Genomic DNA, 16,747 nt, shown 5'->3' with positions numbered 1-16,747 from the left:
GGCGTACACCGGCACGCGCTGAGGGCACCCTTCCGTGAAAGGGCGCCCTCAGCGTCGTCCGGACGCCGTACGGGTGACACGCGCGTCCCGTACGGCGCTCGGGGTGGGCCTCAGCCCATGAACTCCCCGGCGGGCCTCAGCCCATGAACTTCTTGAACTCGTCCGGAAGCTCGAAGTCCTGGCCGCCCTGCTGCGGCAGCCCCAGGGCGCCGCCCGCCTGAGCGGCGGCGCGGCGGGCCGCATCCTCCTGCTCCTGCTGCTTGCGCTTCATCGGGTTGCCGGAGCGCTGCTTGCCCTTGGCCTTCTTCGGCTGCTTCTTGGACCGGCCGGGACCGCCGCCCATGCCCGGGATCCCCGGCATGCCGGGCATTCCGCCGCCCTGGGCCATGCGGGACATCATCTTGCGCGCCTCGAAGAACCGCTCGACCAGGTTCTTCACCGCGCTGACCTCGACACCGGAACCCTTGGCGATACGGGCGCGACGCGAGCCGTTGATCACGGTCGGGTCCTGGCGCTCGCCCGGGGTCATCGACTTGATGATCGCGGCCGTGCGGTCGACGTCCCGCTCGTCGATGTTGTTGATCTGGTCCTTGATCTGGCCCATGCCGGGCAGCATCCCGAGCAGCTTGCTGATGCTGCCCATCTTCCTGACCTGCTCCATCTGGGCCAGGAAGTCGTCCAGGGTGAAGTCCTGGCCCTTCTTGGACGCCAGCTTGGAGGCCATCTTCTCGGCCTCTTCCTGGCTGAACGTCTTCTCCGCCTGCTCGATCAGGGTGAGCAGGTCACCCATGTCGAGGATGCGGGAGGCCATCCGGTCAGGGTGGAAGGCGTCGAAGTCGTCGAGCTTCTCACCGTTGGACGCGAACATGATCGGCTTGCCGGTGATCTGCCGGATCGACAGGGCCGCGCCACCGCGGGCGTCACCGTCGAGCTTGGACAGCACCACGCCGTCGAAGCCGACGCCGTCGCGGAAGGCCTCCGCGGTGTTGACGGCGTCCTGGCCGATCATCGCGTCGACGACGAACAGGATCTCGTCGGGGCTGATGACATCCCTGATGTCCGCCGCCTGCTGCATCATCTCCTGGTCGATGCCGAGGCGGCCGGCGGTGTCCACGATCACGATGTCGTGGACCTGGGTCCGCGCGTGCTCGATGGAGTCCTTGGCGACCTTGACCGGGTCGCCCGCCCCGTTGCCCGGCTCGGGCGCGTACACGGCCACGCCGGCGCGCTCGGCGACGACGCTGAGCTGGTTGACGGCGTTCGGACGCTGGAGGTCGCAGGCGACCAGCAGCGGGGAGTGACCCTGCTCCTTGAGCCACTTGCCGAGCTTGCCCGCGAGCGTGGTCTTACCGGCGCCCTGCAGACCGGCCAGCATGATCACGGTGGGCGGCTGCTTGGCGAAGCGCAGGCGGCGGGTCTCGCCGCCGAGGATCGTGACAAGCTCGTCGTTGACGATCTTGAGGACCTGCTGGGCCGGGTTCAGCGCCTTCGAGACCTCGGCGCCGAGGGCACGCTCCTTGACGTTCTTGATGAACGAACGCACGACGGGGAGGGCGACGTCGGCTTCGAGCAGGGCGATGCGGATCTCGCGCGCCGTGGCGTCGATGTCCGCTTCGCTCAGCCTGCCTTTTCCGCGGAGGTTTTTGAAGGTCGCGCTGAGGCGGTCGGAGAGAGTATCGAACACGGCGGCGTCGGTCCTCGGGGTCGGGGTCGGCAGTCTGAGCGCCTTCCAGGGTATCCGGCTCGGCAAGCAAAGCGTCCCTGCCCGCTGAATACAGCGAGCAGGGACACACACCCCGCACCGGCGGGGACTACATCGCGTCCATGTCGGCTTCTCTCCAACGCCACCTCCGCGGCGGCGGGAGCACATCCGTTCAACGCATGGGAGGACCACAAGGTCACGCCTGCAACGCGTCTTCCAGCTTGCGGGCCACAGAAGCCGCCTCCTCGGCCGAGAGCGGAGTGCTCTTGTCACTCATGACGTAAAAGGCGTCCATCGCGTTGGCGCCGAGCGTCGACACGTGCGCACTGCGCACCTGCACCCCCGCGTCCTCCAGCGCCCGCCCGATCCGGAACAGCAGCCCCGGCGCGTCCTGGGCGCGGACCTCGATCACGGTGGCGTGCCGGGAGGCGGCCGGGGCGACCGTGACCCTGGGCGGGGGCGCCGCCACGCCGTGGCGGCGCGGGTAGGCGGCGTCCCGTTCGGCGAGGCGGGCCGCGATGTCGAGGGTGCCGTCCAGGGCCCGGACGAGGTCGGCGCGCAGCCGGGCGGCCCGGGGCAGGGTGCCGTACTCGGCGGCGACGCGCCAGTCCAGCAGGAGTACGGAGCCGGGGGCGACGCCGTCCGGCAGGTCCAGGGGCCGTAGCTCGGCCGTGCGGACGGCGAGCCGGTGGGTCGCCAGCACTCCGGCGACCGAGGGCAGGACGCCGGGCTGGTCGGGGACGGCGATCAGCAGCTCGACGCCGAGGGGCTCGGGCTCCCCCGGGTACTCCTCGACGGACGGTTCGGTCCGCGCCCGCAGCGCCAGGGCCGGTCCGCCGGTGCGGAAGGCCTCGATGGCGAGCCGTTCCTGCTCGGCGGTGGGCGCTGCGGGCTCGGGCTCCTCGGGGACGTCCCCGGCGAGGACCGCGCCGACCCGTCCGACCAGGTCGGTCACGAGAGAGCTGCGCCAGGACGACCAGGCGGCCGGCCCGGTGGCCAGGGCGTCCGCCTCGGTGAGGGCGTGCAGCAGTTCGAGGGTGCTCTGGGTGCCGACCGCCTCGGCGACGGCGTGGACGGTGACCGGGTCGTCCAGGTCACGCCGGGTGGCGGTCTGGACGAGCAGCAGGTGGTGACGTACGAGGGTGGCGAGCACCCGGGTGTCCGCCGGGTCGAAGCCGATGCGCCCGGCCACGTCCGCGGCGATGCTCTCGCCGGCCGCGCAGTGGTCGCCGGGCCGGCCCTTGCCGATGTCGTGCAGCAGCGCGGCGACCAGGAGCAGGTCGGGTCGGCCGACCCGGCGGGTGAGGGCGGAAGCGCGTACGGCCGTCTCGATCAGGTGGCGGTCGACCGTCCAGCGGTGGACGGGGTTGCGCTGCGGGCGGCAGCGCACCCGCTCCCAGTCGGGCAGGAACCGGGTGATCAGCCCTTCCGCCTCCAGTGCCTCCCAGACCTCGACGGTGGGGCGGCCGGAGCCGAGCAGGGTGACGAGCTGTTCGCGGGCCTCGGCGGGCCAGGGCGTGGGCAGGGGGCGGGCGGTGGCCGCGAGGTGCCGTACGGCATGCGGGGAGAGCGGCAGGCCCGCCTGGGCGGCGGCGGCCGCCGCGCGCAGCGGAAGCACCGGGTCGCGTTCGGGGCGCGCGGTGCGGGCGAGCCCGACCTCGCCGTCCTGTTCCACCACGCCTTCGGCGAGCGGCGTCCGCTCCGCGACCGGCCTGCCGCCGCCGAGCAGGGCACGCAGTCTCGGCCGCACCGCGCGCGACCGGAGCACGCGCCCCACCTCGCGCCAGGTGACGTCACCGGCGTACGAGAGGACGCGTGCCGCCTCGTACACCTGGCGCAGGAGCGCGTCGGCGTCGGGCAGGCCCAGTTCCGCGGCGACCTGGTCCTGGTCCTGCAGCGCGAGCCGGTCGGAGGCGCGGCCCGTCGTCAGGTGCAGGACGTCGCGCACGTCCAGCAGCCGGCGGCGGGCGTCGGCGAGGCCCTCGCGCGGTGCGTCGGCGAGCCAGGAGGCGGCGACGGCGCGCAGGACGGTGGCGTCCCGCAAGCCACCGCGGGCCTCCTTCAGGTCGGGCTCCAGGAGGTACCCCAACTCGCCCTGCCGTTCGGCGCGTTCGGCGCACAGCTCCCGGAGTTCGGGCAGGCGTCTCGGCGCCTGGTTGCGCCAGTCGGCGAGGATCGCGGTGCGCAGTGCGGTCGTCAGGCCGAGGTCGCCGGCGAGGTGCCGGGTGTCCAGCAGGCCGAGCTGGACCTTGAGGTCGTCGCGCGCCGCCCCGCGGGCCTCGGCCGGGGTGCGGACCGCGTGGTCGAGGGCGATGCCGAGGTCCCACACGGGGTACCAGAGGCGGTCGGCGAGGGCGGCGATCTCCTCGGTGTCGCCGCCGTGGTGCAGGAGCAGCAGGTCCAGGTCGCTGCGGGGCGACAGCTCGCCGCGCCCGTAGCCGCCCACGGCGACGAGGGCGACGCCCCGCGGTCCCCCGGCCGCCCTGGTGAACAGCTCCGCTAGCCAGCGGTCGGTCAGTCCGGCGAGCGCGGCCCGGCGCGATGGCCCGGACCGCGCCCCCTCGGTGAGGAGGCGCAGCCGGGCCGCCGCGTAGCCGCCCGGCTCCGCGTTCTCCGCTTCGCTTCGCACGTCCGTTCCCGTCACGGGCGGCTCCTGTTCCTCGCGCTGTTTCAGAGCGCGTCCGGTCCGCGCTCGCCGGTGCGGACCCGGACCGCCGTCTCGACCGGCACGGACCAGACCTTGCCGTCACCGATCTTCCCCGTGCGGGCGGCCTTGACGACGACCTCGATCAGCTGCTCGGCCTCGTCGTCCTCGGCGAGCACCTCGATGCGGATCTTGGGCACCAGGTCGACGGTGTACTCGGCTCCGCGGTAGACCTCGGTGTGGCCGCGCTGACGTCCGTAGCCGCTTGCCTCGGTGACGGTGAGGCCGTTGACGCCGAACGCCTGGAGGGCCTCCTTGATCTCGTCGAGCCGGTGGGGCTTGACCACGGCGGTGATGAGCTTCATGCGTCCACCTTCCTGCTCTGCGTGGCGGCCTTCTTGATCTGCGCGGCGGCCAGGGCCGGGGCGGTGACGGCGGTGACGACTCCGCCGCCCGCGCCGGTGAGGTCGTAGGCGGTCTCGGCGTGCTCGGCCTGGTCGATGCCGGAGATCTCCTCGTCCTCGGTGACCCGCATCCCGATGGTCCGGTCCAGGAGGAAGGCGAGGATGGCGGAGGCGATCAGGGAGTAGGCGAGGATGGCGAAGACACCGGCGCACTGCTTCCAGAACTGCTCCAGGCCACCGCCGTAGAAGAGGCCCTTGACGGCGGACTGGCCCTCGCCGCTGGCGAAGAAGCCGATCAGCAGGGAGCCGACGACGCCGCCGACCATGTGGACGCCGACCACGTCGAGGGAGTCGTCGTAGCCGAACCGGTACTTCAGGCCGACCGCCATGGCGCACAGGACGCCGGCGACGGCACCCACGGCCATCGCGCCGAGCGGGGAGACGGCGCCGCCGGACGGGGTGATCGCGACCAGGCCGGCGACCGCGCCGGAGGCGGCTCCGAGGGTGGTGAACGCGCCGTGCCGGATCTTCTCGTAGGCGAGCCAGGCGAGCATGGCGGTGCCGGTGGCGACCTGGGTGTTGACGAACATCAGCGGGCCGACGCCGTCGTCGTTGCCGAGCCAGGAGCCGGCGTTGAAGCCGAACCAGCCGAACCACAGCAGTCCCGCGCCGAGCATGACCAGCGGGAGGCTGTGCGGGCGCATCGGGTCCTTCTTGAAGCCGATGCGCTTGCCGATGACGAGGATCACGCCGAGTGCCGCCGCGCCGGCGTTGATGTGGACCGCGGTACCGCCCGCGAAGTCGATCACGCCGAGTTTGGCGGCCCAGCCGTCGGCGCCCCAGACCCAGTGGGCGACCGGGAAGTACACGACCGTGGCCCACAGCACCAGGAACAGCGTCCAGGCGCTGAACTTGACCCGGTCGGCCAGGGCGCCGCTGATCAGGGCGGGGGTGATGATCGCGAACATCAGCTGGAAGACGGCGAAGACGAAGACCGGGATGGTGTATCCGGGCCACAGTTCGGTCTTGCCGATACCGCTGAAGCCGACGAAGTCGGAGGTCCAGCCGATGAGGGAGCCCCGGTCGGCGCCGAAGGCCATCGAGAAGCCGTAGAGCACCCACAGGACGGTGACGACGCCGAGGCTGATAAAGCTCATCATCAGCATGTTCAGCGTGCTCTTGACCCGGACCATGCCTCCGTAGAAGAAGGCCAGACCGGGGGTCATCAGCATCACCAGGGCGGAACAGATGAGCATGAAGCCGGTGTTGGCGGACGACAGTTTGGGTGCGTCCGCCGCCAGCATGATGGCGGCTGATGCCATCGGCGTCTCCTCGTCGGTCGTGCGGCCCCGTGCGGGCGGCCGGGCGAAGCCTTGCGCGGTCCGGTCGGCCAGGGGTTGGGCCGGCCGACCGTGCCCCGAGACTGGCCCGGCGCGGTTTCGGTGGATGCCTCGCGTTGTTTCGCCGGGGTGACGAAGAGGTCTGCTGTGTTACGTGCCGGTGAAGTGCGTGGTGACGTGCCGTGAAGCGCGTACCGGAAAACAGGCCGGCCGCGGGCGGCCTTCCGATGACCAGGCATGGGGGAGCCGAGTCGGGCAGTTCGGGAGGGCCGGCCGCGGCCGGGGTCGGGGAGGCGCTGTCAGACGGCCTCGGCGGTCTCGGGCAGTTCGGCGGCGAGCTGTTCGGTCAGGTCGATGACCTCCGCGAGGTCCCCGTAGCCGCGTACGGCGTTGTCGACGGTCTTGCGGATACGGGTGTTCACGCGCTCGGAGCGGACCTTCTTGGCCACCCTCATGGCCTGCCTCGCGTATTCGGTGCTCTGCTCGGGCTCGCGCTGGAGCAGGTGGACCGTGGCCATGCCGATGAGGTTCAGGGCGTACGACCGCTGGTGTTCGCGGTCCTCGGCGAACTGCTCCACGGCCTTCCGCATCAGCGGCTCCGCCAGTGAGGCGTAGGTGGGACTGCGGCCGGCGACGTAGGCGAGGTCACGGAAGGAGTGGGAGTTCTCGCCGTACAGCTCGGCCTCGGAGAAGAAGCGGATCCAGTCGGGGTCGGGCTCGTCCCAGTCCTCGGCGTCGGCGAAGGCGTCCTCGGCCATGCGCACGGCGCGCTTGCACTTGCCGGGCTGGCCCGTGTTGGCGTAGGCGCGGGCCTCCAGCGCGTACAGCATGGACTGGGTGCGCGGGCTCGCGCAGTCGCGGCTGCCGTACTGCGCGAGGTGGATGAGCTCCAGGGCGTCCTCGGGGCGGCCGAGGTGGATCATCTGGCGGCTCATGCTGGACAGGACGTAGGAACCGAGCGGTTTGTCGCCGGCTTCCTTGGCGGCGTGCAGGGCGAGGACGAAGTACTTCTGCGCGGTGGGCTGGAGTCCCACGTCATAGCTCATCCAGCCGGCCAGTTCGGCGAGTTCCGCGGCGACCTTGAACAGCCGGCGGCCGGTGGGCTCGGGCTGGGGCTCCTGGAGGAGGTCCGTCACCTCGTGCAACTGGCCGACGACCGCCTTGCGGCGCAGGCCGCCGCCGCACTGGGCGTCCCACTGCCGGAACATCACGGTGGTGGTCTCCAGCAGCTCCAGCTCGGGCCGGGAGAGCCGGCCGGGGCGGCGGGAGGCGGCCTGCGGCTCGGGCTCCTCCAGGGGGGCCGGGGGCGCGGGCACGAGCCAGCGCTGGAGCGGCTCGATGAGGGACGGGCCCGCGGACAGCGCCAGCGACGTTCCGAGGAAGCCGCGCCGCGCCAGCATCAGGTCGCTGCGCGAGAACTCGCTGAGCAGGGCCACTGTCTGCGGGCCCGTCCAGGGCAGGTCGACACCGGTGGCGGAGGGGGTCGGGCGGGCGGTGCGCAGGCCGAGGTCCTCCACGGCGACGACGCAGCCGAAGCGCTCGGAGAACAGCTCCGAGAGGATCCTGGGGATCGGCTCGCGCGGGTTCTCGCCGTCCAGCCACCGCCTGACGCGCGAGGTGTCGGTGGAGATGTGGTTGGCGCCCAGCTGACGGGCTCGGCGGTTGACCTGGCGGGCGAGCTCGCCCTTGGACCAGCCGCTGCGCACGAACCACGAGGCGAGCAGCTCGTTCGGACGCCTGTCCGCGCTCGCAGCGCTCGTCTCGCTTCCGCCGTTGCCGCTCACTGGAACGCCCCCATCCCTGAGACCACTTGTCGCTTGGTGCGCCAAGCCCTATCAGAATGCCGGTCAACAAGGCCGTTCGTCCGCCGGTTCTCACCCTTCGAACCGACTGCCGACTTGCCTCCGGCATACCCACGAGTGCATGTGCCCCCAGGCCTCGCACACTCACAGTAATCCTACGATCACCCGCTCAGCCACGGGGATCCCTGAAACGCCACCATTCGCCACCCCTTCGAATGAACCCTCGGTGGCACCTACGCGATTCACTTGACATAGGACAGCCGCGGGCGAGTGGAGCGGTGCACGCGAAGGCGCGCGCCGCCGGACGCACCACCCCCGGCGCTTCCGCACGCCGCATGGCCCCGACCGGGCCAGGGAGGAGCGGAAACGGAGAGTGACGATCGGCATCCGCCTCGTAACCATCGGGGCGGTGGACCCGTTGGAGGGGGCATGGGCTTCACGATCGGCGGCATTCGCGAGATCCGCTCCGGCACGCGGCGGCGCGGCCGGTCGTACCGCTCGTCGGAGTGCACGGCGGTGGCCGAGTACACCGGGCTGTGGGGCTGGGACGTGGTGCGGGGCGCGCGAGCCGTCGGCGGCGCCTGCTCCTGCGGCCGTACGAACTGCCCGGCTCCGGGCGCCCACCCGCTGGAGTTCGCGCCCGGTATCCCGGCCGGGGCCACGCTCGACGAGGTGACCAGGGCGTGGCGGGAGCTGCCGGGGGCCGCGGTGATGCTGGCCGTCGGCCGCGTCTTCGACGTCATCGAGGTCGCCGAGCCGGCCGGGCGCCGCGCCCTGGTCCGGCTGGAGCGCATGGGCCTCCCCCTCGGCCCGGTGACCGCCACCCCGGACGGCCGGGCCCAGTTCTTCGTCGCCCCCGGCGCCGCCGCCGAGCTGCCCGCCCTGCTCTACCGCCTGGGCTGGGACGATCCCGCCTCCCTCGACCTGCGCGGCCTCGGCCCCGGCACGTTCCTCACGGCCCCGCCGTCCGACCGCGGCGGCCGCGGCCCGGTCCGCTGGCTCCGCCCGCCCGCCCTGGACACCGCCAAGCCGCCTCAAGCCCGCCTCCTCCTGGGCACGCTGGCGTATGCGGCTCACCGGTCACGGGCGTAGCCGGAGGACGGGACACCCGAACGGCGCCACCGGGGACACCCGACGGCGAGCGGGACTCGCGAGGGCACGGCGCCCGTAGGTCCCACAAGACGGACTCGCACTCGACGACGGTCGAAGAATTCCTCACGGGCGGCCCCCTCACGGGGCACCCCGACAGGCCGACGACGGGATCCGTCCGGACATGGCGAGCCGATGGCCCGAGCGGCCAGGCGGCCGGGGTGGGATGGGATGGGCCTGCGGCCCATACGGCGGGCGGGGCCTCGGCTCGTGTGCCCGACGAGTCTGGTCGTATGGACGCCCCCACCGAGGGACCAGTGTCCTGTGCGGGTGCGGGTGCGGGTGCGCGTCCGGGTCCGGGGGGGTGGCGCGTGCGTGTGCGTGGGCGGCGCCTGTGCCGCGGCACGTGTCCGCTCCCGCCGGTGTCCCCACACCACATACGGGCGCGGGGTGGGCCGCGGCCGAAGGTAGCGGCGTCCGGCGTCCGGCCGGGGTCGTCTCTGGGAGTGGCCGCGAATGAGCGCGGCCCGACCGACCGCCGGAGCGACGAAGCGCCGGGGTGTCGTGGCTCCCCGGCGGCCGGGGCAGGAACTCGTCCTGCGGCCCTCGGCTCGGCCTGTCCGGCCCGGCTCTGCGTGCCGGGGCCGTAGACGCTCCGCGTACTGGGTGCGTGGGCGCTCGGCGTGCCGGGGCCTTAGACGGAAGTGCCCGCCCCGGTGGGACCGGGGCGGGCACTGAAAAGGGTGGGAGTCAGTCTCCGATGAGGGCGTCGACGAAGGCCTCCGGTTCGAAGGGGGCCAGGTCGTCCGGGCCCTCGCCGAGGCCGACCAGCTTGACCGGCACACCCAGCTCGCGCTGGACGGCGACCACGATGCCGCCCTTGGCCGTACCGTCCAGCTTGGTGAGCACGATGCCCGTGATGTCGACGACCTCGGCGAAGACGCGGGCCTGGACCAGGCCGTTCTGGCCCGTGGTCGCGTCGAGCACGAGCAGCACCTCGTCCAGCGGCGCGTGCTTCTCCACGACGCGCTTGACCTTGCCGAGCTCGTCCATGAGACCGGTCTTGGTGTGCAGGCGGCCGGCGGTGTCGATGAGCACCACGTCGGCGCCCATCTCCTTGCCGTCCTTCACCGCGTCGAAGGCGACGGAGGCGGGGTCGCCGGCCTCGGGGCCGCGCACGGTGTAGGCGCCGACCCGCTCGCCCCAGGTCTGCAGCTGGTCGGCGGCGGCCGCGCGGAAGGTGTCGGCGGCGCCCAGCACGACGCTGCGGCCGTCGGCGACCAGGACCCGGGCGAGCTTGCCCGTCGTCGTGGTCTTGCCGGTGCCGTTGACGCCGACGACCATCACGATGCCCGGCTTGCTGCTGGCCGGCTCGGTCTTCACCGTGCGGTCCATGTCGGGGCCGATCAGCGTGAGCAGCTCCTCGCGCAGCAGCCCGCGCAGCTCCTCGGGGGTGCGGGTGCCGAGCACGCGCACGCGCTCGCGCAGCCGGTCGACCAGCTCCTGGGTGGGCTGCACGCCGACGTCGGCGGTCAGCAGGGTGTCCTCGATCTCCTCCCACGTGTCCTCGTCGAGGTTCTCGCGGGACAGCAGGATGAGCAGGCCCTTGCCCAGGGCGTTCTGCGAGCGGGAGAGGCGGGCGCGCAGCCGCACCAGACGGCCGGCGGTGGGCTCGGGCACCTCGATCGGGGGTGCCGGAAGCTCCTCGACGGGCGGCTCCTCGACGGCGACGGGAGCCGAGCCGTCGGGCAGGTCCACCTCCTCGATCGTCCGCCGCGGCTCCTCCCGCGGCGTCTCGGCCTCCTCGCCGACGTGTGGCTCGGCCGGAGGGGCGGTGATGTCGGGCGCCGAGGGCGGCGGCGGGGGCAGCGGCTTCCTCCGCCGGCTGCCGATGATGAGCCCGCCGAGCGCGCCGAGCACGACCACGGCGATAACTACAGCAAGGATGATGGTTTCCATAACGCGTCCAGTATGCGCGACCACCTGGGCGGTCAGCGGTAGTCCCGACGGGGCCGCGTGCCCCTGGAATACCGGACCCGCCGGCCGCCCGGCGTACGGGACGCGTAACGCCCTCACGAGCACGTGCTGCCCCGGCTCGGTGCGTGAGCCGGGGCAGGGTGAGACCGGGGGCGGTTACCCCATCTCCTCCAGCGCCTTGCCCTTCGTCTCCTTGACGAACTTCAGGACGAACGGGATGGAGAGCGCGGCGAAGGCCGTGTAGACGACGTAGGTCCAGGAGAGGTTCCAGTCGGCCAGCGACGGGAAGCTCGCGGTGATGGCCCAGTTGGCGATCCACTGTGCGGAGGCGGCCACGCCCAGCGCGGCGGCGCGGATCTTGTTCGGGAACATCTCGCCGAGCAGGACCCAGACGACCACACCCCAGGACAGGGCGAAGAAGAGGACGAAGACGTGGGCCGCGATCAGGGCGACCCAGCCCTGGGTGGCCGGCAGCTTGCCGCCTACCAGGGGGTACGAGAACGCCCAGGCCTCCAGGGCCAGGCCGACGACCATGCCGCACGAGCCGATGAGCGCCAGCGGCTTGCGGCCGATGCGGTCCACGAAGATCATCGCGATCACGGTGCCGACGATGTTGATGATCGACGTCGTGAACGAGTAGAGGAACGACTCCGTCGGGTTGACGCCGACCGACTGCCACAGCGTCGCGGAGTAGTAGAACGCGACGTTGATGCCGACGAACTGCTGGAAGGCGGACAGGCCGATGCCGATCCAGACGATCCGCTTGAAGAGGAAGCTGCCGCCGAGCAGGTCCTTGAAGGTGGACTTGTGCTCGCGCTTCATGGCGGTCTCGATCTCGGCCACACGGGCGTCGAGGTCGATGTGGTCGCCCTCGACCTCGGCGAGGATCCGGCGGGCCCGGTCACGGCGGCCGACGGAGAGCAGGAAGCGCGGGGACTCGGGGATGGCGAAGGAGAGCAGTCCGTACAGGATGGCCGGGACGACCATCACGCCGAGCATGACCTGCCAGGCCTCCAGGCCCAGCAGCCGGCCGCGCTGATTGCCGCCGGCGGCGTTGAGCAGACCCCAGTTGACCAGCTGGGAGATGGCGATGCCGACGACGATCGCGGCCTGCTGGAAGGAGCCGAGTCGACCGCGGTAGGCGGGCGGGGCGACCTCGGCGATGTAGGCGGGGCCGATGACCGAGGCCATACCGATGGCGAAGCCGCCGACGATCCGCCAGAAGGCGAGGTCCCACAGGGCGAACGGCAGGGCCGAGCCGACGGCGCTGACGGTGAACAGGGCCGCGGCGATCCGCATGCAGCGGATGCGGCCGATGCGGTCGGCGATGCGGCCCGCGGTCGCGGCGCCGATCGCGCAGCCGATCAGGGCGATGGCGATGACCTGGGCCAGTTCTGCGGATCCGATGCCGTAGCGGCTCCGGATGGCCTCGACGGCGCCGTTGATCACGGAGCTGTCGTATCCGAACAGGAAGCCGCCCATGGCGGCGGCCGCGGCGATGAAGATGACGTGCCCGAGATGTTCGGGGTGAGCCGTCCGGGCTCCTGGCCCTGGGGCCTGCGTTGTGGTCACGTGTACTCCTCGGGCACCCCGGCAGCTCTGCCGGGGGTGGGGGTCAACCCCTCCATGCGATGAGATTTGAAGATAAAAACAACGCTACAGAGGTTATGCCTTCACCTGTCGAAGTCAATTTCCCTGCATCACGGGCGACAACCGGCTTCCATCCCCCGGCGACCCCTGAACTTCGATTCAAGTGTTGTAGTCAAGCTGCGGACATGGTCCGTCTACCCCGAAGTGACGGAGGCACGCGGGATCCCCGGCACCACACGTGCCGGGGCGCTGACACAGCGCTAACGCAGGCGCTGGCTGATGACCTTCGACACACCGTCGCCCTGCATGGAGACGCCGTAGAGCGCGTCGGCGACCTCCATCGTGCGCTTCTGGTGCGTGATCACGATCAGCTGCGAGGCCTCCTGAAGCTCCTGCATGATCCGGATCAGCCTTTGGAGGTTGGTGTCGTCGAGGGCCGCCTCGACCTCGTCCATGACGTAGAAGGGGCTCGGACGGGCCTTGAAGATCGACACGAGCAGCGCGACGGCGGTCAGCGACCGCTCGCCGCCGGAGAGCAGGGACAGCCGCTTGACCTTCTTGCCCGGCGGGCGCGCCTCGACGTCCACGCCCGTGGTGAGCATGTTGTCGGGGTCGGTCAGTACGAGCCGGCCCTCACCGCCCGGGAAGAGCCGGCCGAAGACGCCCTCGAACTCGCGGGCGGTGTCCCGGTAGGCCTCGGTGAAGACCTGCTCGACGCGCTCGTCGACCTCCTTGACGACCTGGAGCAGGTCGGCGCGGGTCTTCTTGAGGTCCTCGAGCTGCTCGCTGAGGAACTTGTGGCGTTCCTCCAGCGCCGCGAACTCCTCCAGGGCCAGCGGGTTGACCTTGCCGAGTTGCTGGTAGGCGCGCTCGGCGGCCTTCAGCCGCTTCTCCTGCTCGGCCCGCGCGTAGGGCCGGGGCCGGTTGCGGGGGTGCTGCGGGTCCTCCGGCAGCTGCTCCCCTTCGGCGGGCGGCGAGGGCGGGACGAGCTGGTGCGGCCCGTACTCCGCCATCAGGCCCGCCGGTTCGACCCCGAGTTCCTCCAGTGCCCTGGTCTCCAGCTGCTCGATGCGCAGCCGCTTCTCGGCGCCGAGCACCTCCCCCCGGTGGACCGAGTCGGTCAGCTTGTCGAGTTCGGCCTTGAGCTCCCGGCCCTCGGTGCGGGCGGCGGTCAGCTCCTGCTCGCGCCGGGCCTTGGCGGCCTCGGCGGCGGCCCGCTCCTCCTCGGCGCGGGCCACGGAGACCTCGACGTGCGCGAGCAGCTGCCGGGCGCCGGAGGCGACCGCCGAGGCGACCTCCGCCTCGTGGCGGAGCCGGGCGCGCCGCTGCTCGGCACGCGCGCGTGCCTCACGTTCGGCATGGGCTGCCCGGTCCAGCGAGTCCGCCCTGCCGGCCAGTCCCCTGACCCGTTCCTCGTGCGTACGGACCTGGAGGCGGGCCTCCATCTCGGTCTGGCGGGCGTTGGCCCCGTCGGCGGCGAGCCGGTCGCGCGCCGAGGTGTCGGGCTCCTCCTCGATCGGCGCCTCCTCGGCCACGGCGAGCCGCTCGGCGAGTTCCTCCACCTCCTGGAGGGCGTTGTCGAGGGCCTCCTGGGCGCGGGCGGCGGCGGCCGAGGACCGCTCGGCCTCCCCGGCGGCGCCGCGCGCCTGCCCGGCGAGCCGGCCCAGTTGCTGCGCTACGGCCGACTTCTCCCGGTCGGCGGTCCGCCGCCGCTCCCCCAGCTCCTCGACCTGCGCCGCGCACCGGCCGCGCCGCTCGGCGGCCCGCTGCTGGTCCTCGGTCAGCTCCTCGCACCGCACGGCCAGCTGCTCCAGCTCGGCGGCGGCCTCGTCCACGGAGGCCTGCACCTCCAGCAGACTGGGCGCCCCGGCGGAGCCGCCCTGCGCGAAGTACGCCCCGAGCAGATCCCCTTCGGCGGTCACAGCCGTCAGCTCGGGTCGGGCGAGAACCAGATCCTCCGCGTCCTCCAGCGTCCCCACCACGACGATTCCCCGCAGCAGCCACCGCACGGCGGGCATCAGCTCGGCGGGACCGCGCACGAAGCCGGCGGCGAAGGGGTGCCCGGGCACGGGGGTGCCGGTGGTGGCGGGCGCGCCCGCCGCACCGCCGGTACGGTCCTCGGACCCACTCCACCCGGCAGCGGCACCGTCCAGCCCACCGGTCGCGGAAAGCCCGGCTCCCGCCGCACCGGTCCCACCCGCTTCGGCGGCTGTGACGCCCCCGGCCGCGGACCGATCGGCACAGGCCGCCAAGCTCGTGACCTCGTCCGGCTGGGTGGCATCCGGGGCGCCCGACGAGGTGGCGGGCGTCGCCGGGGCCGCCGTCGGCCCGGGCCGCGGGTCGCTCGGGAGGGCTTCGCCCGGCGGCGTGGGCGCTTGGATCGCGGGGGTTTCGGGTGAGGGGCCCGCGAGGAGCAGTGCGGCCCGGCCCGCGTCCTGTTTGCGCAGCAGGCGCAGGGCGTCGGCCGCCGCGGAGGGCGTGGTCACGGCCAGGGCGTCGGCGGCGGTGCCGAAGGCGGTGGCCAGAGGGGTCTCGTAGCCGGGGGTGACCGTCAGGAGTTCGGCGGCGGGGCCCAGCAGGCCGGTGAGGCGGTCCTTGGCGTCGAGCAGGGCGCCCGTGCCGTCCTTGCGGCGCAGGCCCAGGGCGAGGGCGTCGTGCCGGGCCTGGGTCGCGGCCCGCTTGCGTTCGGCCGCGGTGACCGCCTCCCGGGCTGCGGCGAGGGCGGCCTCCGCCTCGCTCAGTGCCGTCCTCGCCCCCTCGTGCCGCCCGGCCAGCTCCTCGTCGCCCGCGTCGAGGCCGTCGACCTCGGCCTTGAGCGCCTCGTACTCCTCCTGGGCGTGGACGGCCCGTTCCTGGGCCTCGTCCCTGGCGGCGGCCAGCCGCTCGATCTCGGCCTGGGCGGAGGCGGCTCGGGAGCGTGCCGCGTTCACCTGTCCGCCCAGCCGGGCCAGGCCCTCACGGCGGTCGGCGATGGCGCGGGCCGCGTCCTTCAGGCGCCGTTCCTCGACGGCCAGTTCCCGCTCCAGCTCGGCACGGTGGGCGACGGTGTCGTCCAGGGCGCGCTGGGCCGCCTCCAGGGCCGCCTCCAGCCCGGCCTCCTGTTCGCGGACGCGGTCGGCCTCGCGCTCCAGTTCCTCGGGGTCGCGGCCGCGCCGCTCCTCGGGCGGCGCGGAGGTGGCGCTGTGCACGCGCGCGTCGGCGAGCGAGATGGTGCCGCGCACGCGTTCGGCGAGCTGGGACAGTTCGTACCAGGTCTGCTGGGCGCGCTGGAGGCGCGGGACGAGCCGGCGCACCTCGTCCTCCAGCAGGGCCTCGCGCTGGAGGGCCTTCTTCAGCTCCTGCTCGGCGGTTTCCCTGCGTTCCTTCAGGGCCGCTTCGTCGGCGACCTCGGCCTTCAGGGCTTCGCGCAGGCCGACGAGGTCGTCGGCCAGCAGCCGCAGGCGCGCGTCCCTCAGGTCCGCCTGGATGACCGCGGCTCTGCGCGCGACCGCCGCCTGCCGGCCCAATGGCTTGAGCTGGCGGCGCAGTTCGTCGGTGAGGTCCTGCACCCGCGCGAGGTTGGCCTGCATCGCGTCCAGTTTCCTGAGCGCCTTCTCCTTGCGCTTGCGGTGTTTGAGGACACCCGCGGCCTCCTCGATGAAGGCGCGGCGGCCCATGGGGTCGGCGTGCAGGACGGAGTCGAGCTGGCCCTGGCCGACGATGACGTGCATCTCGCGGCCGATGCCGGAGTCGGAGAGCAGTTCCTGGATGTCGAGCAGCCGGCAGGTGTCGCCGTTGAGCTGATACTCGCTGCCGCCGTTGCGGAACATGATCCGCGTGATGGTGACCTCGGCGTACTCGATGGGCAGGGCCCCGTCGGAGTTGTCGATGGTCAGGGACACCTCGGCGCGGCCGAGCGGCGGACGGCCGGTGGTGCCGGCGAAGATGACGTCCTCCATCTTGCCGCCGCGCAGCGATTTGGCGCCCTGCTCGCCCATGACCCAGCTGAGCGCGTCCACGACATTGGACTTGCCCGAGCCGTTCGGTCCGACGACGCACGTGATCCCCGGCTCGAACCGGAGCGTGGTCGCCGAGGCGAACGACTTGAACCCGCGGAGGGTCAGGGCCTTGAGGTGCACGCCGCCGGACTTTACCGGCCACCGGTACCCCACTCCACGAACCCCCGCAACCGCGCGGTTTCACCTTTGAATATGCAGGGC

General features: G+C 72.4%; 9 protein-coding genes. 1 reads left to right on the top strand and 8 read right to left on the bottom strand.

Features of this window, described 5'->3' with window-relative positions:
* Positions 1 to 136 precede the first annotated feature (136 nt).
* From ffh to nsdA, 5 genes are all read right to left on the bottom strand, one after another.
* Entirely contained in the window at positions 137 to 1,684 is a 1,548-nt protein-coding gene (gene ffh / locus ACWC91_RS14170) for a signal recognition particle protein (protein ID WP_225079376.1), read from the bottom strand.
* Between the two features lie 214 nt (positions 1,685 to 1,898).
* Positions 1,899 to 4,346 carry a [protein-PII] uridylyltransferase gene (locus tag ACWC91_RS14165; protein ID WP_225079377.1) on the bottom strand — a complete coding sequence of 816 codons (2,448 nt, stop codon included), beginning with the start codon at positions 4,344 to 4,346 and terminating at the stop codon, positions 1,899 to 1,901.
* A gap of 26 nt (positions 4,347 to 4,372) precedes the next feature.
* Complete coding sequence (locus tag ACWC91_RS14160; protein ID WP_225079378.1) at positions 4,373 to 4,711, bottom strand: P-II family nitrogen regulator; 339 nt, start codon at positions 4,709 to 4,711, stop codon at positions 4,373 to 4,375.
* Positions 4,708 to 6,072, bottom strand: coding sequence for an ammonium transporter (locus ACWC91_RS14155; protein WP_225079379.1), 1,365 nt, complete (start codon positions 6,070 to 6,072; stop codon positions 4,708 to 4,710). The genes ACWC91_RS14160 and ACWC91_RS14155 overlap by 4 nt, the downstream gene beginning before the upstream one ends.
* A 317-nt stretch (positions 6,073 to 6,389) precedes the next feature.
* Positions 6,390 to 7,874: a transcriptional repressor NsdA gene (gene nsdA / locus ACWC91_RS14150; protein WP_225079380.1), complete on the bottom strand. Its 1,485-nt coding sequence runs from the start codon at positions 7,872 to 7,874 to the stop codon at positions 6,390 to 6,392.
* A gap of 447 nt (positions 7,875 to 8,321) precedes the next feature.
* On the opposite strand from nsdA, the gene ACWC91_RS14145 reads away from it, so the two are divergent.
* On the top strand, positions 8,322 to 8,984 hold the full coding sequence (locus ACWC91_RS14145) for a bifunctional DNA primase/polymerase (protein WP_225079381.1): 663 nt from the start codon (positions 8,322 to 8,324) through the stop codon (positions 8,982 to 8,984).
* A 747-nt stretch (positions 8,985 to 9,731) separates the two neighbouring features.
* Here the strand turns inward: ACWC91_RS14145 and ftsY are convergent.
* The 3 genes from ftsY to ACWC91_RS14130 form a co-directional block, all read right to left on the bottom strand.
* Positions 9,732 to 10,940, bottom strand: a complete 1,209-nt coding sequence (gene ftsY, locus ACWC91_RS14140; protein ID WP_225079382.1) for a signal recognition particle-docking protein FtsY — start codon at positions 10,938 to 10,940, stop codon at positions 9,732 to 9,734.
* A 174-nt stretch (positions 10,941 to 11,114) separates the two neighbouring features.
* Positions 11,115 to 12,530: a sugar porter family MFS transporter gene (locus ACWC91_RS14135; protein WP_225079383.1), complete on the bottom strand. Its 1,416-nt coding sequence runs from the start codon at positions 12,528 to 12,530 to the stop codon at positions 11,115 to 11,117.
* A gap of 278 nt (positions 12,531 to 12,808) precedes the next feature.
* A complete protein-coding gene (locus ACWC91_RS14130) occupies positions 12,809 to 16,666 on the bottom strand; it encodes an AAA family ATPase (RefSeq protein WP_450641804.1) in 3,858 nt (1,285 codons plus the stop codon).
* Between the last annotated feature and the right edge of the window lie 81 nt (positions 16,667 to 16,747).

The sequence above is a fragment of the Streptomyces sp. NPDC001204 genome (assembly GCF_053598035.1).
Note: the sequence above shows the minus strand (reverse complement) of the source record. Positions and strands in the feature narration are given on the sequence as shown.

Coding starts and splice junctions, on each gene's coding strand:
- ACWC91_RS14160 (WP_225079378.1), bottom strand. CDS start 4,711: ATGAAGCTCATCACCGCCGTGGTCAAGCCCCACCGGCTCGACGAGATC.
- ACWC91_RS14155 (WP_225079379.1), bottom strand. CDS start 6,072: ATGGCATCAGCCGCCATCATGCTGGCGGCGGACGCACCCAAACTGTCG.
- ACWC91_RS14145 (WP_225079381.1), top strand. CDS start 8,322: ATGGGCTTCACGATCGGCGGCATTCGCGAGATCCGCTCCGGCACGCGG.
- ftsY (WP_225079382.1), bottom strand. CDS start 10,940: ATGGAAACCATCATCCTTGCTGTAGTTATCGCCGTGGTCGTGCTCGGC.